The following is a 22,821-nucleotide window of genomic DNA, read 5'->3' as shown; positions in this document are numbered from 1 at the left end:
TAAACAAAAAGGGGCCTTGAATAAAGATGCATAACCGCTTATAAATCATAAGCGGTTATTATCATTTTAACAAACTGTTGATAGAGTTGTAGCGGGTGTTATTGAGTAGTTGTAAGCTGCATGCCATTGCTGTATGCAGTAATGTCGGGGCGGTACATGCACTGTAATTGTGCTATGCCATTGGTAAATACGCCTTCGTGGGCCACTTTCATTTCGTATTCAATTTGGTGCTTGCCCGAGGGGATAAGATCAATAAAGAATTGTGTGCCTGCATCCCTTACAGAACGGTAAAAGCCAATGCCATCATTGTAATCATAACCACTGCTGTTGTCTATTGGCTCCAGCGCTGCGGCCCGTTTATCGTTGATAAAAACATAGCGCAATGGTTTTGCCGATTGTATGCTGATGACCACTTTTATTTTATCGGCTATTTTTAAACTGCTGCCTGTGGTTATTGGTTCCCAGGCACCGGTACTGCTTAATTTATACCATTGCTTTGTCAGTTCCACCTGGTGGTTCAGGTAGCTTAAATTATTGGCCGCCGTAAAATAGTACCGGTACAGGTTACCCGAAATTGCTGCTTCATTTTCTTTTTTAAGTTGTACGCTTGTTATGTTTGTTGCAGTGGCCGCATAGCCAAAGGTGCTGCCCTGCAGCAGGTCGTCGGATACGGATAGTGCAGCGGTGCCGGTTGTTGCTTTTATTGTTTGCGTGGGGCCGCTCACGGTTTTATTTTCATTGGCCAGTACATTTATTACGGCTGCAGTGGCCTTGGTACTGCTCCAGCTGTGTTCGTTCTTTGCGGTAAGCAGCCATTTAATGATGCCTTTGTTCACCTTGCTGTTATTATCCAGTGCAAATGCTTCGGCCAATAGTGCAATGGTTTCTTCGGCACTATTGGTAAGGTCGTCATCATCGGCCAGTTCTTTCCAGCGCAGGCCGTTTTGTTCATCTTCAATCGCCAGTTGTTCTATCGATTGTAATTGTGCCACTGCATTGCTGTACAGACTATCCTGTTGGTTATTGGCAAATTTGATGGATGCTATTATCAGCAGCGCCCGGTTGTACAGCGATAGGTTCAGGTGCCTGGCGTTGCTTTGTTTGTTCCATTGGCTCAGCAGCATGTTGTGTACCCGTTGCTGCAGGCTGTCTTTTAATGGATACTGCGCAAGCGTATAACTGCGGCTGTAAGCATAGTACAAGCCATTGTACCAGGGATTGTTCTCTTTAAGCGAAGCGGCAAAGGCGGCATCGCAGTAGCCGGACAGTTTATTTAAAAACGGAACGGCTGTGTTATTAAATACTTCGGCCGGGAAGTTTTGTTTTTCTGCATACAGTTTACCCATTCCCTTTAAAACATAACTGGAGATATAGTCGTTGCTTTTGCCATTCTCGAACCAGGTGATACCGCCATCGGCATTCTGCAGTTTTTGCAGCCTGTCCATCAATGTTATTATCATAGCGCCGGCATGGGCCGTGTCCAGCAGGTTGAATAATTTTTTCTGTTGCTGTGCTGTTTGGTTGCCCAGGTTCAGCCAGGGCATTGCTTCCTGGTTCAGCTCATCAGGCAGTTTTTCTATTATGGCATTCTGTTTTTCCACGTACTGCTTTGCCGAGTCGTACGATGTTCGTGTATCCTTATCCGTACGCATCAGTTTATAAGCCGTGGTATAGGCAAATAATTTATTCATGGTTTGCTCGGCACAGTCGTAAGGGTAATTTGCCAGTTCAGGCAGCGAATAGAGTAAGGCCGCCTGCGGTCTGGAAGGCATGGATACGCCTATACCATACATGGCAGCATCGGCAGGCAATGCGGCCAGCTGCAGGCTGGTATCTTTGTGTTGCTTAAAATAAAAGGCCGTATTATCTCTTACAAATACTTTGGGGCTCAGCACCGGTATGGTATGTTCTTCGCCATCGGCAAAGTTTTGTGTGCGTACAGTAATACTGATCTTTAACGGGTTTACCTGCGTGGATGGAACGGTGAGCACAAATGCAGCAGCGGTATTTGCTTTTGCCGCTACTGTAAAATTATTTTGCGTGGCTGCTAATAATTTTGCTGTAATGTCTTCGCCGGTTACGGCGTCTTCTATTTTGCATTGTATCTTACCGCTTGCATTGCTGCTGTCCAGGTTACTGATGCGGCTTTGCAATACCATCTTATCGCCCTGGTACAGCAACCGCGGCATATTGGGTTGTACCATCAGCGGCAATTGTGTATTCAGTTTTCTTTCGGCGTAGGCAAACACTGCATTTTTAGTGTGTGCCAGCAATTTCCAGTTCCATTCCGTTACCGATTCGGGCATAGTGAAATTAAAACTATAATACCCTTTTTTATCGGCGTATATGGCCGGGAAGAAGAAAGCGGTTTCATTGAAATTTTTACGCGGCACTATTACGGGCTCGGGTTCTTTTGGTAAAATCACCGGGCCTTTTGTACTCAATACCAATACACCTGTTGCTCCCCTGGCGCCATACACAGCAGATCCATCAGCGCCTTTCAATATAAGGCCATCAGTAAGGGTCTTCGGGTCCAGTTTTGAAAGATCGCCTTCGTAAATAACACCGTCTACTATTATCAGTGGCTGGCTGTTGGCCAGTAAACCTGCTGTTGAAAAACCTCTTATACGTACACTGCTCATAGCCCCGGTATATTCACTTCTCTTACTGGTGCCATAACCCACTACCACCACCTGGTCCAGCCCCTGTGTGGTAGCAAGGCTGAGGCCGGGCAATTTTTTCAGTACATCTTCCACGCCATCATCATTACTATTGTTTGACCAGTTGTAAATATAATTGTTATCGGGTCCAAAATTTGCAGAAAAAGACCTCGCAAAATATTGTGTATTATTCCTTGTATTCCCAGCATTCCAGTCGCCCATTACATCTTCTTCGCTATAGTCCAGCGGGTTTATCCACCACAAAGGCGCTGTACGTCCTTTTTTTGCTTTCGGGCTATAGGACAGCTGCGGAAAATAAGGCACATTGTAACTATAGCTTTCATTATTGATACTGCTGGTCCAGTCTGCATAAATATACCCCCCACGGTCGTCCTTTTTATTCGGAAAATCCCATTTGTGTTTTTCCAGTTTATCCAGCGATGCGTCGTACATCGTGGTCATCAGTTGTGCTGCGGTATTTACATTTTTTGTTTTGATGGATACGGTAAAGGTTTCTTTACTGCCCGGCGTAAGCTGCTTGCGGTATTTTTCTATAATGATCTCAGGCTGGTCTTTCGGTGGCTCTGGTATATACATGGTTTCCGTGTGGGTAAACAGCTGGTTATTTAGTATATACATTTGCGTTAGTTTCACTTCGCCGGTTATATTGGCGGGCAGCTGCAGGTTGTACTGCTGCAATCCTTTTGCATACAGTTGTTCTTCGTAAACAGAGCGGATCGTTTTTTTCTTACCGCCGGAATAATACAACAGCTGAAAAACAGTATAGGCTTCGCTCCACGAATTGCCGAAATAATATTTTACTTTTTCGCCTGCAGCGGGTGCGTTGTTGGGCAGTTGTGTAAATGACCAGCCGGTGCCGGGCAGTTTATTATTTTGTGCATCAAATACTAAGAAACCCCGTTTCCATTCGCCGGTAATTTTCCCGTTCTCAGTACAGTTTGCTTCTATGGTATAATCGCCTGCAGTCAACAGGTCTTTATCCAGCAGCAGCTTTTCTTTTGCCGCGGTATTGATACTCTTTTCATATACCAGTTCTTTCTTTTCCTGCGGTTCTTCTTTCAGCAGGTTATCATACGGAAATTGTTGCTGCAGGTTGTTCTTATCATACAGCCAGGTATCGGCGCCGGTGAAATCCCTGTTGTTGAACAGTTTTGTTTCTTTGGTAACACGATACACTTTTACACTCACCTTTTTACCTACTTCACCGGCATTATCATCAATAGTGGATACAAGCAGGGCAGCCAGGTTGCTGCGCTCGTAGCTGTTGTTCAATGGTATTTTTATTAAAATGGGCTTAGCCCTTACCGTTATATCAGCGGATTTATCGTACGATTCACCGGTGGCATCAACCGCTTCCACATCCACGTCGTAACCCATACGCCAGCTGTCTTTCGGGCTGATGGACTTTCGCAATACTGCCGTATCATATACAACTATCTGCAGTTCGCCATTGCTGCCGGTAAAGCCGGTGGTGTCGATGATCGTTTCGTGCGATGGCTGGCTGGTAATGGCGGCGGCGGCTGAATCATATTCAAAAAAATCGGCGGCCCGGGTTACGGTATAATTGATCTTTACATTATTTAAAGCGGCACCGGCAAAGGAGCGCAGCTTTACTTTAAACACTATGCTGTCGCCCATTTTCAATTCTTTCTGTGGTTTTTCCACCTGCACTTCGTAAGAGGGCCGCTTATATTCTTCCACCTTAAAGCTGCCGGTATTCATTTCCACATCTATATAATCGGGCTCTATATTCCATTCGCCGGTGGCTGCTGTTTTGGGTATTTTAAATGAACCGGATACGGCGCCATATTCATCCGGGCTTATTTTTACCGAATCCATTTCTTTATCAAATGCATCTTTGATATAGAGCAGTGGTTCTTCTTCCTTCAGTAGTTTTTTAAATACACTGCCCAGCAGTTTGCCCTTCAGGTTCTCTTTATTCATCACCAATGGTTCGCCGGTATTTTTATCTTTAGTGATAAAGATGGCTTTATAAAAAACCGTCTGGCCCGGCCGGTAAATACTCCTGTCGGTATAAATATAAGCAACTGCATTTGTCATATAAAAGTCCACCAGGTCGTCGTATTCATCTTTCGAGTACACGTCATCGTCATCATCGCTGCCATTGGAATGGTATTGTACATTTTCCACCAGTGTATCATTGCCATATACCACAGTAAGATCTTTGTAGTTGGCATCTTTTACTTTAAAAAAGCCCTTGTCGTTCACCGTATATTTTTCTTCGTGGCGGATGTAGGTGCTTGCGCCGTTCTTCCATACCGATTCGTTATAAATGGCCGTTACGGCTGCCCCGCTCAGTGGTTTACCTGTTTTGCGGTGCAGCACATATACCTGTTGTTCATTATTCACTACGGCTATATTGGTAATGTTAAAGTACAGGTTGCTTCTCCATACCGAAGAGTCCTGCAATTGCCTTGGCGAAAGAATGATACAGTAATTGCCCGGCAGCATTGCATCCATAGGGATGTATACATTGTGATAATTACGATCATCCTGCCGGGGCAGTATTATAAAACTGTCTTTTACCAGCGGCATTTTCAGCAGCACATCGGTCCATTGGTTTTTTGTGGGATATGTGCCAAAGCTGGGGTACCTGCCCGAGGGCCTTACGATCCTGTAATAAAAGGTATCGGTATTCTTGAATTTCAGTTCGGCCAAAAAAGTTTCGCCGGGTAAATTGTGCTGTTGCAGGGTGAGTGTAATGTCGGGGTTCTTTATTTTTTCCTCCATTCCTGTCAATATATTTTTCAGGTACACAAAGCTGTCCATCACCTGCCGGTTGGCATTGAATAGTTGCAATGCTTTTACCGGATGATAGCGGTAAGTGGTATCAAAACCCTCCGTAGTGTACGACGCTGTTTGATAATTGTAAACAGGCCTGTTGGATGCGGGAAAATAACGGGCTGCCTGGCTGTTCCACAACAGGCACAACTGGTATACACTATAAGCTTTTACAATATTGTACCGTGAATTTGTCAATTGCTGCAGGTACGATTCGTATAATGGTTCAGCTTCTTTATTTTGCAGCCTTACCAGTTCGTACAGGTACTTGCGCAATATGGTTTCTACAAAATAATAGTTGGGGCGGTTGTTTTGATAATAGCTCAGCCATTCCTTATACAGTTTTATATCCCGCAATGGCCATTCCTGCTGGCTGTTGAGCGTATCCAGTTTTGTAATAAAATCATCTGCCGAAAGGCCCATCCATTTTGCTGCACGGGTGCCATAAGGCAGCTGGTAATAATATTTCCATTTTACCGAAGCCAGTTGTTCTGTTATGGCTATATCGTACAGGCCGGGCTGGTACAAGAACTGCAAAGCGTCGGATGACAACCATAGTGCATCGGCTACTTTATAACTGCTGATCGTTTTTGCGATTGTTTTGGCCGTTTCAAAATGCAGTTGCACCATACTGTCCAGCGAAATATTTTTATAGCTGGCGTAATTGACAGGGATATCCTTCCGGTAATAGGTATTTTGCTGAAAGCGGTTGTAGCGGGTAATAAAATTTTTGAGTCTTGCCGCCTGCATCAAATGCAATGCATACTGCATTTGCGGGTGCTGTGGCTGCTGCAGCAGGCTGTCTATAAATGCGGAGTTCTTAAAATAAAGACTGTCCTCATTCTTCAGGTCATCTATCCTGAGCCGGTAGTTGAGGCAGCGGGCGGCGTGCAGGTACTGGTTGTTCAGCAATGCCTGCAGGTAAAGGCCTGTTACCCTTAGCCGCAGCGTGGTAAGGTTGCTTTTTCTGGCAAGGGAACTGTCGATCTCAAACCATGTTTTTGCGTTCAGTTCTGTCTGGGCATGAATATTTAATGAAAAAAGAATAGCAAGGGAAAGAATTACATACCGTTTTGTAGACATAAGCAGCTCTTTTAAGCCTGATGATGCGTTGCGGTTGTAAAATACACAACTTCTTCGTGTGCCGAAATTTCTTTTCGGCTTTGCTCGAAATGAAATTTCGAGATACCGATCGAAATGAAATTTCGATGTACTGATCGAAATGAAATTTCGATACACTATCGAAAAGAATTTTCGATGCACTACCGAAAAGAATTTTCGGTGCACTAATACTTCGCCTTGCCTTTCAGTACGATCTTCTTCTTTTGTGTCTGCTGCTGAATTTTGGAGAATATGATGCCGTTAAAACTGTTCTCCACTTCTGTTTTATTTCTTTTGGAGAGTTCGGCTTCCACGTAGCTGTTCCTTTTGGCAATAACGGCGTTCAGTTCTTTCTGCAGGCTGTCGCGTAACAGTGTTTTTTGTTTGATCACAATGGCAAGTGAGTCTTTGCTGAGGTTTTTAAATTCATCCGGCAGTTCCTCCTGTTTCAATGAATCAAGGCGTACGTTTTTTGATGCAATGTCGCCCAACAATTCATTTTGCTTTACACTGCTTTTTTTAAGGTTGTAATAACTGTTGTATTCGGCCCTTTGTGCTTTTACGTTTACTTTAGATACCAATGCCGTTTGTTTGCTTTTTATTTTATACGTATTGGCATACGTTTTTGCAGCAGTGCTGCCATAGTAGTAGCGCATATCATCCAGCTTATCGCTGATAAGGGCTATTGCTGAATCGTACGGCGTTTCCACTGTGATATCATTCACGTTCATGTCTACATTTACATAAGCCCCTTCGTTGCAGGCGGCTATTTCCCGCCATACTCTTTCTGCATTTTTATTACTGCCCATCAATATGGTGTTTAAAACAATGTCGCGGCTTTTGGCAATTTTGCAGCTTTCGTAATAGGGTACATCGTTTTTATAATTCATGTGCGGTTCAAAATCGCCCACTAAAAAAATAGCTTTGTAAGTACTGGTATCCTGGTCCCATTTAAATAATTCCACCGCTTCATTCAATCCCTGGTTCACACTTTCGGGGCCGTCGCCGCCGCCTTCTGCTCTTATCTTCATCAGCTCGTTGTATACCATGTCCATACTATCGGTAAGCTGTACACGCTTTGTTATAAAGGCATCGCCCCTGTCGCGGTAAAATACCAGGCCCACTTCAATATCGGGTGTGGTTTGGGTTTGGGTAAGGCTGCTTACTATGCTCCATATCTTATCTTTTGCGGCATGTATCAGCCCGCTCATACTGCCGGTGGCGTCCAGCGCAAATACCACCTGCATTTTGGGCTTTTTTAAATTGTTCGAGTCTACAATGTTTTCTTGTATCTGTGCCCCGGCGCCCAGCGCCAGCAGCAATAACAGGCTTAATAGAGGAAGTTTTGTTTTCACCGTCAGTAAAGTTTTAATAAAACTACTGCTGCTGCCCGTTCTGATCCGGCCTACATGGTGAAACCGCGTTTTGACTTGGTGAGTTTTACATTTTGGCACTTCCCGAAATAAAAAAGTGCTTTGCCCTTATTTAAAAAGGCAAAGCACTCCTGGTTATTTTAAACTTATTGTTTTATGATCTTCTCATTCAGCACAAATGCTTCCGATGTTACCTGCAGGTAATAGACGCCTGCCGCAAGCTTTTCAATGGGTAAAGTAATAACAGTGGTTCCTGCAGCAAACTGTTTATTATCCTGGAATACCAGCCTTCCGCTTTCGTCGGTAATGCGGTATTCTGCCTTTACTGCTTTGGTTACAGCCAGGCTCATGCTGGCGGTTGTTTTAGCAGGGTTAGGATATACGCTGAACAGCACAGCAGCACTGGTATTGCGCAGTTTTAAGATATCGCTGTAGCTGATATTACCATTCTTATCTGTTTGTTTAATGCGGTAATACTGCAGGTCGGTTGCCACGCTGCTTTCTGTAAAGGAATAACTGTGCTCGCCATCTCCACTGCTGTTCACAGTACCGGATGCGGTAAAGTGTATGCCATCGGCCGAACGCTGCACTTCATAGTTCACGATATTCTGCTCCTGCACCCTCCAGCTGATCACCGCCTGTTTTTGTACATTCAATTGCGCCTGCACCAGCAACCACTTAACAGGTAAAGTAGTGGTAGCATTTACGACCATATCATCGGTGCTGGATGCACAAGGGGAGTTGCTGATCGTCCATCTGAATGTGTAATTACCGGGGGTTGTCATACCACTTATTGCGGTAGTAGGCGAAGAGGGTGATGCTATGGTTGCTGTAACAGGACCACCTACCTGCGACCAGGTACCTGTTCCTACGGTAGGTGTATTACCTGTCATGTATGCACGACCAGACAGGTAACTTGCCTGTTGGTCGGCACCGGCATTGGCTGTAGTAGGTGCTGCTGTTACCGCTACAGTTGTAGTAACGGTGGCGGTTACACAGCTGCCCAATGTGTAATTAAGATTGTATGTACCCGCTGCTGCTGCTGTAACACTTGCTATGGAAGGATTTTGTGAAGCACTGCTGAAAGAGTTAGGCCCTGTCCATGCGTAAGTAGCACCTGTAACTGTTGGTGTGCCTGTAAGGTTAAGCGTTGAGCCCACACATACCGGTGAGCCGGAGCCGGCAACCGGCGCACTCAGCGCAGGTAATGTGATGGCTGCTGCAGCCTGGTTTTTTACGCCACCGCCACCCGAAGTGGCGCTGAATGCCAGGTTGGATGTAGTGGTGATACCATTGGCACCACCGGCTACAGAGCTGGCTGCTGCCACAGCTGCATTGGTATAGATCATACCACCGGCACCACCGCCGCCAGGACCATGCTCCGGGTTACCGTCATTTGCTGATCCTGCGTCGGCCTGTGTTGCCCAAGCATTTCCACCACCGCCTCCTATTGCGTTTAATACTAAAGTTGCTATAGAGGCTGTTGTTGTTGCACTGATATAAATTGTTCCCCCGGCGCCACCACCACCACCACCATCATTATCCACGCTGCCGCCTGCAGTGCCATTGGCGCTTATACTACCAGGGTTGGTCATTGTACCTAATTTTATAAAAATAATACCGCCGCCTAACCCACCGCTGGAACTTAAACCACTGGCCAATGCACCGGTACCATCATTGGATGATCCTGCACCGCCGCCGCCGCCCATAATGATGCGGCTGGTTGCTAAAAAACCCGGCGCTACGCCACCATAACCACCTATATTCTGTGCGCTGTTCCATGATCTTCCCCCGCGGCCACCCGAGCCACCATTGGCACCACCGCCACCACCGGCATTTTCGTCGTTATTTGCCGGGTCAGCATCCGTAGCGCCACCGCCGGCATTGCCCGGCGCACCGTTACCATTACTTCCGTTGGGATAGCCTTCCACCGCTGTGTTTACCAGGGCGGTACCGCTAAAAACATACCTTGGTGTACCGCAGATACCTTCGCCTTTTGCGCCATTGGTATTTACAGTGGCATTGGTGCGTATATCTGTATTGGCGCCACCGCCGCCGCCCAACTGGCGACCGCCACCACCACGAAAACCAGCAGCATTTGCACTGATCGTACCCGTGGTATTCATATTTAAAGTACCATTCACGTCCAGGGCAATTATACCGCCACTGGTGCCATTCCATGCACTTGCAATTATACTGGTGGCAGCATTAATAGTAAGATTATTAAAACGTGCCACCCTTACCACCTGGAAGCTTGACTTTCCCTGGGTGGCTGTAGCAGCTGAGGTCGTGTAGGCGTTAGTGGTACCACTGTAAAGTGTTAGTGTACCCCCGGCAACTGCAACAGCGCTGGTTGCCAGCGCAAATTCGTAAGTGCCCGCGGCGGATGTAAGCAGGCCCGAAGCAGGCGCACCTGCTACACCATCTCCATAAGAAGTGGTATTAGTGGAATTAAGTGTTGCATCCTGCATTTGTATTATAAGTACAAGATCCCCTATTGCAATAGGCGTTGTAGAACCGCTTGCTGCACTCAGTGTAATAGATGTGGCACCCGAAGCTATACTTGCACTGCCGGGATAATAGGTATTTAATACCGTATTGGCGGCAGCTACCGTTTGATTGGAAAAAGTACAGCTCTGTGCTTTTGATTGAAGTGAATACAGGAATAGAAATAGTGTTGCCGACGCAACAAGTAAGGTGTGCTTAAACATGTGTAGATTTATTACTATAAGGTGTAGAAAACTGTCGACGCAAAGGTAACAAAAATAATATTTCTGTAATGTATTGGCGTCGCTCTTTTAACCTATAACTTTTCCACTACCTGTTGAAAGCCAAGGATTTTGTAGTATATATACTACAAAAATGCCTGTTTGCGTAGATCACAAACAGGCATTAAGGTTAATTATTATGTTACTTTCTTGCAGATCAGAAGTTGATCCTTGCAGAAAGGTTGATCACCCTTCCATCAATTGGCGCCCATAATTGTTTGAATACCGGGTTTACAGGAGAGCCGGATACGATCGATTCCTTACGGGTTTGCCGGTAGTCGAATAAATTCTCGCAGTTCAATACCAGGGCTACATTTTTTATATCATACCGCATCATTGCTGCTGCGAATAAATAGCCCTGCGTGGTGCTGCCATCATCCAGGTATTGTTTACCGGTATAGGATGCTTCCACACCTGCACGAAAATGCTCTGAGAATTCGTAGGCTATTACTGTGGCAAATTTATTTTTTGCGCTCAGGCTTACATGTGGATGTGTTGCATCATATTTCTGACGGGCATCGGTATACGTATAACCAAAGTACAATTCCAGTTCATCATGCGTGGCGGCTATATAGGTTTCAAAACCTTTTGTATCAAGCGGCTTAGTAGCGCTGGAATAAGTGTAGATGCTATTAGGCAGTACCGTTTCCACCAGCGGGTCTTTGATATTGGTGATATAGAACATCTGGTTTACGGTAAGATGCCAGCCATTGCTTACTGTTTTATAATTGATATCCCAGTTCAATCCTATGGAGCGTTCGGCTTTAATATTGGTTGCAGGATAATACTTCATGTAATCCCGTTCATCCACATCGCCGGAGAATTGTGATGGTATCTTGTAACCATATCCGCCGCCCAGCCTCGATGTAAAGTGATTGCTGATCTTATACAATAAGGAAAGCCGGGGCAAAACAAAATTGCCATATACATTATGATGATCCCAACGCAGGCCTGCTTCTGCAATAAAGCGGGGCGCCAGTTTCCAGTCATCCTGTATAAATACACCTGCAGTATTGTAGCGGTAATTGCTGAACTGTGTGGAGTCGGGTTGTTTTTTAGTAAAGTTCTCACCGGTAAAATTAATACCGGTCACCAGGTCGTGGTGCGGTAGTTTTTTAAAGTAAGACAGTTCGGAATAATACGACAATTGGTTTGCCTTCATCCCAAATACATTGCTGGTAATATCCCGGTTAAAAAAGCTGGTAGTACCTTTTAGTGTAAGCCTGTCTGTTGTATTGAGTTTTGTTTCCAGTTGCCCGTCGATGGTATTTCTTATTGACTTGTTTTGAATAAAGAACTGGTGACTGGCATCTGCTGTATGATGCAGTACCTGCATATCGCCCCCATTCCTGTCTTCGTACATAAGGTTATACCCCAGCGTAATGGTTTGCTTTTGATTGGGATAAATGAATAACCTTGGATGGAAGAACACGGTCTTAAGATCAGGTACATCGCTGTAATTGTCTTTATTTACATCCACCGCCCGTTGATAAGTACCGCCTGCAAATAATGTGTAACCCGCTTTTTTATTACGGTTGCTTAAAAATAAGTTCAGGTTGCTTTCTTTTAAAGTAGACTGGTTGATGGTAATGCTTCTTTCCGGTTTGCCCAGTTGCGGCGATTTGGAAACCAGGTTCAGCATACCCGCAATGGCACCGCCACCGTAAAGTGTGGAAACAGATCCTTTTACGATCTCTATCTGTTTCAGATCGAGCGGTGGTATCTGTAATATGCTGAAGCTGCCGCTGTAGCCGCCAAACAGTGGCAATCCATCCCGTAATATCTGTGAGTATTTGCCGGGCAGGCCCTGTATCCTCGCGTCTGCGTTACCGGTAGTAGCCGATGTTTGCTGAATCTGTATACCGGCCACATCGCCCAGCAGGCTGGCGATATTACCGGGCTTGATGCCATTTTCCTCTCCCACTTCTTCACTGCCCAGCACTTCTACTTTGGTAGGCAGGTCTTCAATGCGGCTGTTGGTACGGGACGAGGTTACGATCACTTCCTCTTCTTTTACTTCTGCTTTTTTTAAAAACACGGTATCCACTGTGCTTGCAGGAATTTGAAATGTTACTGACTGGTTCTCATAGCCAGCCATCGAGAAGTTGATCTTTATTGTGCCTGCTGGAATATTCTGGAATACTACTTTGCCATCCTTATCGGATGCAATTGCTTTAATGCTGTTCTCTATTTTTGCGGATACGCTTTGTAATAGTTCTTTACTGTCGGCATCTTTTACATAACAACTGAAGTTGTATTGCGCAAAAATGTTTGCCGACAGGAATAATAATATAATGGTGCTTACGATCTTCATGGTACAAATTGCTTATTTACTGATCACTAAAACCTGGAAGGTGCCGGGTTTCATTTTAGGTCTTCCTTTCTGTCCTGCTTCCATGGGTTCAAACTCTGCGGTAGGCAGGTACAGCTGGTGCGATGCTGCATCGAGTGTAATAGTACGGGCGCCTTTTTTTGTTACGGCAGTTTCTACTATGGTGAACTTGCCTGCATTTTCTTCGTGCACTACGGTCATGGTTCCTTCGCCGTTGGCGGTATAGATATTTTTTGTTGCTGCATCAAATGCCACACCATCACAATCTGCGCCGATAGTTATTTTATCCACGATCTTTCCTGTTACCGCATCCAGCACTATCAGTAATTTATCGCAGCCTGCAAATAATCTTTTGGTGGTTTTATCCATTGCCAGCCCTGTAGGCCCATCGCCGGGGGCAATGCTCCAGTGCTGCAATACTTTAAATGTTTTGGTATCCACCACCACTATCTCGTTCTTATCTTCTATGTTCACATATAATTTTCCTTCGCCATCGCTTACGGCTGTTTCGGGTTTGCCGCCTACATCCACACTGTCCAGCAGTTTATTATTTACCGGGTCGATGATGCTGAGATTTTTACTGCGTCCATTACAGGTGACCAGTTTTTTAGAATAGGTTTCATAAATGATGGCATCGGGGTTTTGCCCTGTTGGGATCTGCGCCAGCACTTTATTGGTATTCATATCAAACACGGTCACGCTATTCAGGCGGCCATTGCTGGTAAAGCCTTTTTTCTCCTCCACATCAAAGGCAATACCGTGTACGCCGGTGGTGTTCTCAATTACTGCTACAGAGTCACCCGTTTTTTTATTCAGCACATTCACCTGCGTGCCATGACTTACATACAGCCAGTCGTTTATCGGTCCAACGGCAAGATAATCCCAGCCGCCGGCGCTGGCAATATGAAAAGTGTTGGTAACATGATAACCCTGCTGTGCCCTGGTTATAATTGCAGTGAGCGCAACAATAACAATAAGTGTTAGTTTTTTCATTCCTGTTTTTTTATTGGTTTAAAGCGGAAGAATGTTAATCTTTTACTTCTTTTAAAAATTTACCGGCAGCATCAAATATCACATCCATACTGTTCACTTCGGCTTCGTAATTAACGGTGCCGTCGGTCTTGGTGATCTTTGCAGCTTCTTTTATAGTCTTGCCTTTGTAATGTTCTTTTACATAACTCAATACCGTTGCAGGTAATTCAGTTACAGCAATATCCATTTCCACTTCCATTTTAGTGCCATCGGTATTGTACAATACAGAAAGCGTTTTGCCATTTTGCTTAAACCCGGCTTCTATCATACCATCTTCTTTTTCCCATTTAGCTGTAATACCGGGATATTGTTTTGCGAAAGCTTCTTTTACAGCCTGCGGAACTTTTGATGCGGCTATTTTTTGTGCATTGGCCATGGTTGCAATACCTGCAACGCATACAGCAATAAGGATGAGCTTTTTCATTGTATATGGTTTTGTGATGAATGAAAAGCAAACCTAAAAACCGATTCTGAAGCGAATTTGAAGTTGTATGTTATTAAATTATGAACCGGTAAAAAGAATGGTTACTATATGCTGGTTGCCGGCATAATGATAGGTGGCGGTAAAATTATATTGTTCGCAGATCTTTTTTACAATCGATAACCCCAGGCCTAATGATTCCGACTGCACTTTGTCTTTTTTAAATCTTTCAAACAATTGCTGTGGATCGGTGTTTAATGGCTGCCCTGTATTGCTGATCTGCAGCTGCTGTTCATTCAGCGTAATATCGATACTGCCTTTTTCAATATTATGTTTGATGGCATTGGTAATTAAATTGGTTACCAGTACGGCGGCCATGGTTTCGTTCATGTACACCAGTACTGCATCATCGATGTTTTTTGTAAGTGTGATGTGCTTGGCTGCCACCAGTTCTTCATAATTACTCAACTGGTTACTGATGATCTTTGCCAGTGATACCGCCTCTTTACCGGTAAACTGCTGGTTGTCTATCTTGGTTAGCAGCAGCAGGGATTGGTTGAGTTTCGACAGCCGGTTCACTTCGCCCTGTATGGACTGGATATATTGCATTTGTGTTTCGGTAAAATTCTCCGATTGCATCAGTAACTCCAGTTTGGAGTTTACAACGGCCAGTGGTGTTTGAATTTCGTGCGAAGCGTTTTCGGTAAAGCTTTTTAAAGCATCATAATCTTTTATCACCCGGTTACTCATGCTGGTCACCGCTGTGTTGAGTTGTGTGAACTCGTTGATATCGCTGCCGCTTAATTCCATATGCTTCCGATTGCTGAGATTGAACTGCTGCAGTTTTTGTAGTGTATCATTAAAGGGATGCCAAAGTTTGTTCAATACAAACCTGTTGATGATAAAGAGCACCAGCAGCAACAACACTACTATGGCCAGTGTTATCTTTACGATCAACTCTACCATGTCTTCTGTTTCCTGCTGCGACTTTGTGATGGATACTTTGTAATTATTTTCTTTTACCAATATTGAAAAACTGAGTTGCCGGCTCGGTATCATTTCTTCTTCTGCATCATTGTACATGCTGATGCTTTTGATGCTTGCTTTTTCAATTACTTCGGCTGATGGCGTAAAACTGATCTTAAGATCTTTATAGTTGGATGCTTCGGGTAAACTATTGTTGGTCTTTACATAATCTTTTATTTCCTGTTGTTCTATTTTCAGGTCTTTATCCAGCTGGTGAATGAGCACCGATTTTAAAATAAAATAATAACCCAGCCCGCTTACCAGCAGCACCAGCACCGTTGCAGCAATATTTACGCGGTTGTATTTTGCTATCAGCTTCATGCGTCGGTAAATTTGTAACCCATGCCGTATACCGACTTTATGTAATCGGCATCGCCGGCTTCCTGCAGTTTTTTGCGCAGGTTTTTAATATGCGTATAAATAAAATCCAGGTTGCCTTCCATTTCATCGCCCCATAAATGTTGTGCTATAGCATCTTTGGATATCACCCTGCGTTTATTACTGATGAAATATAGCAGCAATTCAAATTCTTTTTTGGTAAGGTCTAATGTTTTGTTGTTGACCGTGGCGGTCTTTGCCTGCACATCTACCGTGATACTGCCAAATTGTATTGTACTGTTGCCATCAAATCTTTTTCTTCGTATAATAGCGGCTATTCTTGCACTCAGCTCGGAAAGATGAAAGGGTTTGGCCAGGTAATCATCGGCGCCCAGTGTAAGCCCGTCCACTTTATCATCAATGGAGTTTTTTGCAGAAATAATGAGCACGCCATCGGTTTTATTATCTGCCCGCAGTTCCTTTAAAATGGCCAGGCCGTTACCACCGGGCAGGGTTATATCCAGTAAGATGCAATCGTAATCGTACAATTCTGTTTTTTCCCTGGCTGTAGCAAAATCAGGGGCCACTTCGCAAATATAATCCTGTGCTTTTAAGTAGGTGGCAATGCTTTCGCTCAGCGCCTTTTCATCTTCTATGATCAGTATCTTCAAGCGTAAAATTTGCAGTAAAATACGAAATGAATTTTGAAGAGAAACTGTAGTAAATGATAAAATAGCCGCTAAACAGATTCTCTTCAGATTTAACCAGTAGGTTTGCAGCAACTTTTAAAGACCCTCATGCAAAAGTACCTGTTAGTCATTTTATTAGTAATTGTTTCCACCGGCCTGTATGCGCAGGATAAGGGTGCCAAAAGCGGCGGTATCTCCATCAATGGCCGGATAATCGATTCTCTTTCTCAAAAACCTGTTGAATATGTTACCATCAGTTTATACAAAAACGGGGATGTAAAACCTGTAAACGGAACTGTTACCAATACGGCAGGGCATTTTTCCGTTACTGCTACCGATAGTGGCAGCTATAAAATAGTGGCTGAATTTATTGGTTACCGCAGTTACACCATCAATAATATTGCGGTGGGCAAAAAAGCGGCGGCCATTAACCTGCCGGATATTCTGCTATTCAAAAATCCGGTTACCATGCAGGCGGTTACGGTAACTTCTTCTGCCGGTTTGATAGAGAACAAGATCGATAAAATGGTTTTTAATGCAGAAAAAGACCTGACCAGCCAGGGCGGCGCTGCTACTGATATTCTTAAAAAAGTGCCGCAGGTAAATGTAGATGTGGATGGCAATGTGGAACTGGCGGGCACCAGCAGTATCCGCTTTTTAATTAACGGTAAACCTTCCACTGCTTTTGGCAGTAATGTTACAGATGTTTTGCAATCCATTCCCGCCAGCCAGGTAAAAAGTATTGAAGTGATCACCAATCCCGGTGCCAAATACGATGCACAGGGTTTGGGTGGTATCATCAATATTATTTTAAAACAAAGCAAGGTAAAGGGTATCAATGGAAATATTTCTTTAACTGCCGGTTCGCTCAACGAAAATGGTTCGCTCAATTTTAATGCACGGAAAGGTGAGCTGGGTTTTAATGCATTTGTAAGTGGCAATGCAAGGCTTACTACTTCCATCTATAATACTTCGCAACGATCATCTGCTGATACTGCAGCTAAAAAGAATTTATCCTTATTGCAGGATGGCAGCAGCCGATATAAAAGACATGGTTCTGAATCGGGCGCCGGCTTTGACTGGACCTATAAAAAGAATAATAATTTTACCGGTTCATTCCGTTATGGCAGTTCTTACAGTGGTGGTATCGGCAGCAGCAGCCAGTTGCAAACCATTAATGATGCAGTCAATGGCGCTCTTCTTTCCAGCATTGCTGCAGCTAATAATACCAGCAGCAGTAACAAGTCGTACAATACAGATGTAAATCTTAGTTACAGAAGAACTTTTGCCAAAGAAGACCAGGAGTTGGAAATTTCCGTCAACTCCAGTTATGAGCATAACAAAACGCTTGCTGAAAATTACCAGCGGCAGCTTCCTTTAGATTCGTTGGTGTATGGCATTAACAGTGCTAACCCCGGTGAGCAAAAAGAAAAAGAATTGCAGGTGGATTATACACAACCTTTAACCGGTGATATGATACTGGGTGTGGGTGGTAAGATCAATCGTACCGAAGTGATCAGTGATGCCGGCATTTACAGTTATAAGACCCTTGATAAAAAATATTTTTATGATACGGCTTTATCCAACAACCTGGATTATAAGCAGGATGTATATGCTTTGTATGGTGAGTTGAGTTTTCCATTAGGCAAGATATTGGACGTAAAGCTTGGCAGCCGTTACGAGCGTACCGAGATCAATTCTTATTATTCCAATGCACAAAAGCAGGTGGGCAAACATGGATACAATACAGTAGTTCCTTCTATCTTTTTTTCCAGGAAGATCAATGATAATGAGACCATCAAACTCAGTTATTCCAAACGCATTGAAAGGCCTGACTATGGCGACCTGAATCCATTTATCAATACTACGGATCCTAAAAATGTGTCTGCAGGTAATCCTTATCTCAAACCCGAAGTAGGGCACCGCTTTGAACTGGGCTATACCCATAATTTTGAAAAGGCCGGCTCATTTATGGTCACTGCTTTTTACCGGAGGAACGAACAGGATATTCAACCCTTTATTGTTTTTTATCCTTCTATCAAGATCGGCGATTCTGTGTATAATAATGTAGCAGTAAGCACCCGGCAGAACATTGGTACAGAAAACAATATGGGCATGAATTTTTTTGTTGATCTCCGGCCCACTTCAAAATTAACGGTGCGTTCCAATCTGTTTGCTTTTAAAAGGCATACCATTAATGCTATTGACCCCGGTTATAATTCCAACAGTTTTAATTACCGTTTTAATATCAATACCGCTTACCAGTTCAGCAATACACTGGCGGGGGAATTTTTTGGCAATTTCAGTTCGGCAAGAAATGAGGCGCAGGGAAAATATCCTTCTTTGATCACGTACAGTATTGCACTGCGTAAACAATTCTGGAATAAAAAAGGCAGCCTTGCTTTTGGCGCCACCAACCCGTTGAGTAAATATGTTGACCAGCGTACTATTTTGTTTGGGCCCAACTTCACTACTAACAGTACACGAAGTATTCCCTTTCGTTCGTTTACGCTCAATTTCAGCTGGAAGTTTGGTAAACTGGAATTCAAGAAAAAGAAAGAAGAAAATAAAGACGCCGGTGCATCAGATAACCTGTAAGGCATCCAAAACATTACTATGAACCTGAAAAAAATATACTGTTGTTTTTTATTGCTGGTAGCAGTAAGATCCAATGCTCAAAACCTGGATATCAACCTGCTGAAAGCGGCCAACCCTTCCGATCCACACAACAATTACTGGAAAGGTATGAGTGGTTCCGCGTATTTTGTAAGTGCGGCTGTACCCGTTTTTATATTAAGTGAAGGCATTATTAAGAACGATGTTTCGCTGAGGCAAAAGGCCCGTAATATTTTCGGTTCTATTTTTATTGAACTGGTGGTTTCTGAATCCATGAAGTCTGCGATCAACCGCAAACGCCCTGCAGAAACTTATCCCGGTGTTATTTTTCCTTATCATGAAGTTACAGGCAGGTCATTTCCATCAGGCCATACTTCACTGGTATTTGCAACAGCGGCCAGTTTATCCATTCAATATAAAAAATGGTACGTGGTGGTGCCGGCTTATGCATGGGCTACCAGTGTAGGCTACTCGAGAATGTACCTGGGTGTACATTATCCTTCTGATGTATTGGGCGGCGCAGCAGTGGGTATTGGCAGCGCCTATTTAAGCCAGTGGCTGAATAAAAAATTATTCCCCGCAAAGAAAACAGTGCAGCAGCGAACTTCTTTTTAAGTTATCCTTTCTGTTCTGCGATCGATTCCTTTATAAATTGCTCGATGGATTTTTCATCGGCCCTGCATTCCATGTGCGCCAGCTCCATCAGTTCAATATCTTCCGGTAATTGAAGACCGTTGGCTGCATATTGCTTTTTTACAATAGCGTACCATTCGTCAAAAGGCATTTCTTTATACATAGCATAGTTGTTGGGTGATACAAATTACCAGCCGCCTCCACCACCTCCTCCACCGCCACCGCCGCTGCTGCCGCCACCAAAAGAGGAACCACCACCCGATGAACTGGAAGGAGGTGTGCTTGCTGATGAAATAGCGCCACTGAAAGAAGATGCAAATGAGGAGCCGATATCATTACTCATGCTGCTGCTGGTAAAGCTGTGGGCAAATGAGGAACTGCTGCCGGGATCGAGTGATGCGGAATCGATGATGTCTTTGAACTTTTGCCCCCATGCAATTTCACAACCTAATGCAATGGCAAAGGGTAAATATTTTTCGTACAGCTCCAGCGATCTTTCCGGCGGGTTCATCATATCAAACCTTTTTTCATCGGCCGTTGCCAAAAACATCCTGAAGCCTTCAATCTTATCCCGCAGCTGTTGCCCTTCGGGACTGTAAGCGGTTAATAGTTTTGAAAATATTCTTAACACCACGATACAAAGTATTGCTCCGATTATAAAATATCCTACCTGCCAAAAATTCCTCATCATAAAGGCCTTGGTTATACCACCAAAAAAGCCCCAGCCTGCAGCCACCAGGCAAACCAATATGGGTAACGCAGTGTACTTACTGTTGAGCGCAAAAAAGCCGCGGTAACTTTTTTCAACCCTGCCGTCTTTGTTTTTATAATTGCTCTCGCAGTAGCGCTGTATAGTGGTATTCAAACCGGCAAGTGTACTGTTGTAAGTTCCTTTTTCTATACTGGTGCCGATAAGGCCTTCTATGTCACTTTCAAATGCTTCGTAATTACTGGTGGCAGGTTTAATGTCTTTATCGCTGCCCATAATATTATACGCATTGTGTTTTATGATCCAGCCTTCCCGCTCCACATCTATTTTGATCACATTTCTAACACCTGCATCCACAATACTTGCAGCGGTTAATTGCTTTTCAAATTTTTGATTGAATATATAACCGAGTGCTGCAGGCGAAAATCCTGCAGGTGGTTGAAACTGCGGGTAGATGGTTCCTTTTTGGGGATCACGACCATACCTGAACCAGAATATAAAACAGAATATCGCACTGAACAATGCAGCAATGGGCAAAAAGAAAACGCCTTTGTTATCCCATATATAGGCTTTCAATTCCTGCCAGCGGGATACACTATTCACTATTCCTTTAGGCCAAGAGCTGGCAATGGTGAGGCCATTAAAAGGGGGCAGTGATTTCGTGGACCTGAACACGATGCTGTTGCTGCCTTCTATAGTGCTGGCAATGATATTGCAATCCGTAGCGCTTTGGCCCTCTTCGCCCGTATAGCATTTACTTGATAATGCTTTTGTACCCTCCGGTAATATCACGGTACATTTTGCAGAATCAATGGCGAATGACCAGCCATTGCCGGTTACATTCCAGTACAGCTCATCAAAATCCTTTAATGATTTTAATTGCCGGTCTGTTTCGTAAGTGATCGTATAAGTATAGTCGCCTTCTTTTAAATACACATCGCTGCTGCCGGTGTACACCAAAATACCATTCTCATGATTTTCAGTATGGTAATTTTCTCTTTGTCCATCTCTCAACACTTCTTTCAATTCAAAAGTGGTATTTTGGAAAAGATGATAACGATTGGTATAATATACAGGGAAGGCTCTTATGATGCCTCTTTTAATGGCATTATTAGGCTCCGTATTCAGGGTACTGTTGCCATACAATGGATTAGTCTGCCCGTTACCGTTATGCACCGATATTTCTTCTTTTACCAGTAATTTCCCGTTTTTTTGTATGCGTACGGTACTGTTGAAAAAAGTAATGCGGTCGCTGTTATCAACAGTAAGATACTGCTTCAGCAACCGGTTCGTTTCAAAGGTTCTTTTTATTTCTTTTGTAAATGCGTTTACATACAGCAATTTATAGGAAGCATAGAGCAGGGTTCCTTTCGGTGCATTTTTTTTAACCTGCAGGTCGGCCGTTTTAAAAGATTGTGTAATGCCGTTCTTACTTAAAGAGATCACGATCGCTTTTACATAAGGATACTTCTGTTCAAAAAGTTCGTGCGGCACCAGGTGATTGGCAAACAGTTGTTCTACAGTGTTGTATAAAAGGGAATCCGTTTCCACATCGCTCAAATACTGCTCCGCCGCCTGCGTATAAAAATATACAGGCGGTTTTGTCTTTTGTGCATTGGCAGCAAAAACAAATATGCAAAGCATCCAAATTATTAAACTCTTACGCATAAGGAGGCGCCGGCTTTTCAGCAGTTAAAAAATATTACCGGCTTAATTATTGAAATTTACTTTGGGCGCCACTCTTGCGGCTTCATCTTCTGCAAAGAACACAGCAGGCTTAAATCCAAAGCTGTTGCCCACTATATTTTTAGGAAATACCGCAAGACTCTGGTTGTATTCCCTCACTGTACCATTATAATAGCGGCGGGCATCATTGATCTTTTCTTCCAGGCGGCCCAGCTCGGCAGAAAGTTGCTGGAACTGTGTATCTGCTTTCAGTTGCGGGTACGATTCTGTTATTGATAACATATTGATCAATGCCTGGCTCAATCCTTTTGAAGCAGTATTCTGTTCTTCCACAGTTGTTGCGGCAGCGCTCTGGTTGCGCCATTTGGTTACTTCTGTAAGCGTTTTGTTTTCATGACCGGCATAACCTTTTACTGTTTCAACCAGGTTGGGTATAAGATCGTTGCGCTGCTGCAGGCAGGTGCCAACACCACTGGAGCCCTCTTGTGTAAGAATGCGTTCTTTAGACAGTTCGTTATAAATACTGATAAGACCAAAAATAACCAGCAGTACGCCCACGCCGATTGCGATCAAAAGAATGGTTGAAACAGACATAATGTAATTGTTGGTTGAAGAAATAAATAATGAGTGAAAA

General features: G+C 43.9%; 13 protein-coding genes. 2 read left to right on the top strand and 11 right to left on the bottom strand.

Annotation, left to right across the window (positions count from 1 at the left end; translation table 11 throughout):
- Positions 1 to 98 precede the first annotated feature (98 nt).
- The 8 genes from QM738_RS07160 to QM738_RS07125 all read right to left on the bottom strand — a co-directional run bounded on the left by QM738_RS07160 (position 99) and on the right by QM738_RS07125 (position 16,525).
- Positions 99 to 6,566 (bottom strand): alpha-2-macroglobulin family protein, encoded by a 6,468-nt coding sequence (locus QM738_RS07160; protein WP_462275997.1) that lies wholly within the window; start codon positions 6,564 to 6,566, stop codon positions 99 to 101.
- Between the two features lie 203 nt (positions 6,567 to 6,769).
- Positions 6,770 to 7,939, bottom strand: coding sequence for a vWA domain-containing protein (locus QM738_RS07155; RefSeq protein WP_462275996.1), 1,170 nt, complete (start codon positions 7,937 to 7,939; stop codon positions 6,770 to 6,772).
- A 164-nt stretch (positions 7,940 to 8,103) separates the two neighbouring features.
- Positions 8,104 to 10,668 (bottom strand): T9SS type A sorting domain-containing protein, encoded by a 2,565-nt coding sequence (locus tag QM738_RS07150; protein ID WP_462275995.1) that lies wholly within the window; start codon positions 10,666 to 10,668, stop codon positions 8,104 to 8,106.
- 214 nt (positions 10,669 to 10,882) lie between these two features.
- Positions 10,883 to 13,039: a TonB-dependent receptor gene (locus tag QM738_RS07145; protein ID WP_462275994.1), complete on the bottom strand. Its 2,157-nt coding sequence runs from the start codon at positions 13,037 to 13,039 to the stop codon at positions 10,883 to 10,885.
- 12 nt (positions 13,040 to 13,051) lie between these two features.
- Positions 13,052 to 14,050: a YncE family protein gene (locus QM738_RS07140; protein WP_462275993.1), complete on the bottom strand. Its 999-nt coding sequence runs from the start codon at positions 14,048 to 14,050 to the stop codon at positions 13,052 to 13,054.
- Between the two features lie 34 nt (positions 14,051 to 14,084).
- On the bottom strand, positions 14,085 to 14,513 hold the full coding sequence (locus QM738_RS07135; protein ID WP_462275992.1) for a PepSY-like domain-containing protein: 429 nt from the start codon (positions 14,511 to 14,513) through the stop codon (positions 14,085 to 14,087).
- A 78-nt stretch (positions 14,514 to 14,591) separates the two neighbouring features.
- Complete coding sequence (locus QM738_RS07130) at positions 14,592 to 15,857, bottom strand: sensor histidine kinase (RefSeq protein WP_462275991.1); 1,266 nt, start codon at positions 15,855 to 15,857, stop codon at positions 14,592 to 14,594.
- A complete protein-coding gene (locus tag QM738_RS07125) occupies positions 15,854 to 16,525 on the bottom strand; it encodes a response regulator transcription factor (RefSeq protein ID WP_462275990.1) in 672 nt (223 codons plus the stop codon). Before QM738_RS07125 ends, QM738_RS07130 begins: the two co-directional genes overlap by 4 nt.
- 126 nt (positions 16,526 to 16,651) lie before the next feature.
- On the opposite strand from QM738_RS07125, the gene QM738_RS07120 reads away from it, so the two are divergent.
- Together QM738_RS07120 and QM738_RS07115 are read left to right on the top strand one after the other, a co-directional pair.
- Positions 16,652 to 19,141 (top strand): TonB-dependent receptor domain-containing protein, encoded by a 2,490-nt coding sequence (locus QM738_RS07120; RefSeq protein ID WP_462275989.1) that lies wholly within the window; start codon positions 16,652 to 16,654, stop codon positions 19,139 to 19,141.
- An 18-nt stretch (positions 19,142 to 19,159) separates the two neighbouring features.
- Positions 19,160 to 19,774 (top strand): phosphatase PAP2 family protein, encoded by a 615-nt coding sequence (locus QM738_RS07115; RefSeq protein WP_462275988.1) that lies wholly within the window; start codon positions 19,160 to 19,162, stop codon positions 19,772 to 19,774.
- A 1-nt stretch (position 19,775) separates the two neighbouring features.
- Here the strand turns inward: QM738_RS07115 and QM738_RS07110 are convergent, their stop codons facing one another.
- From QM738_RS07110 to QM738_RS07100, 3 genes are all read right to left on the bottom strand, one after another.
- Positions 19,776 to 19,955: a hypothetical protein gene (locus QM738_RS07110; protein WP_462275987.1), complete on the bottom strand. Its 180-nt coding sequence runs from the start codon at positions 19,953 to 19,955 to the stop codon at positions 19,776 to 19,778.
- Between the two features lie 24 nt (positions 19,956 to 19,979).
- Entirely contained in the window at positions 19,980 to 22,145 is a 2,166-nt protein-coding gene (locus QM738_RS07105; RefSeq protein ID WP_462275986.1) for a DUF2207 domain-containing protein, read from the bottom strand.
- Positions 22,146 to 22,211: 66 nt separating this feature from the next.
- Entirely contained in the window at positions 22,212 to 22,781 is a 570-nt protein-coding gene (locus QM738_RS07100; protein ID WP_462275985.1) for a LemA family protein, read from the bottom strand.
- Between the last annotated feature and the right edge of the window lie 40 nt (positions 22,782 to 22,821).

The sequence above is a fragment of the Ferruginibacter sp. genome (assembly GCF_049840995.1).
Lineage (GTDB): Bacteria > Bacteroidota > Bacteroidia > Chitinophagales > Chitinophagaceae > Ferruginibacter.
Note: the sequence above shows the minus strand (reverse complement) of the source record. Positions and strands in the feature narration are given on the sequence as shown.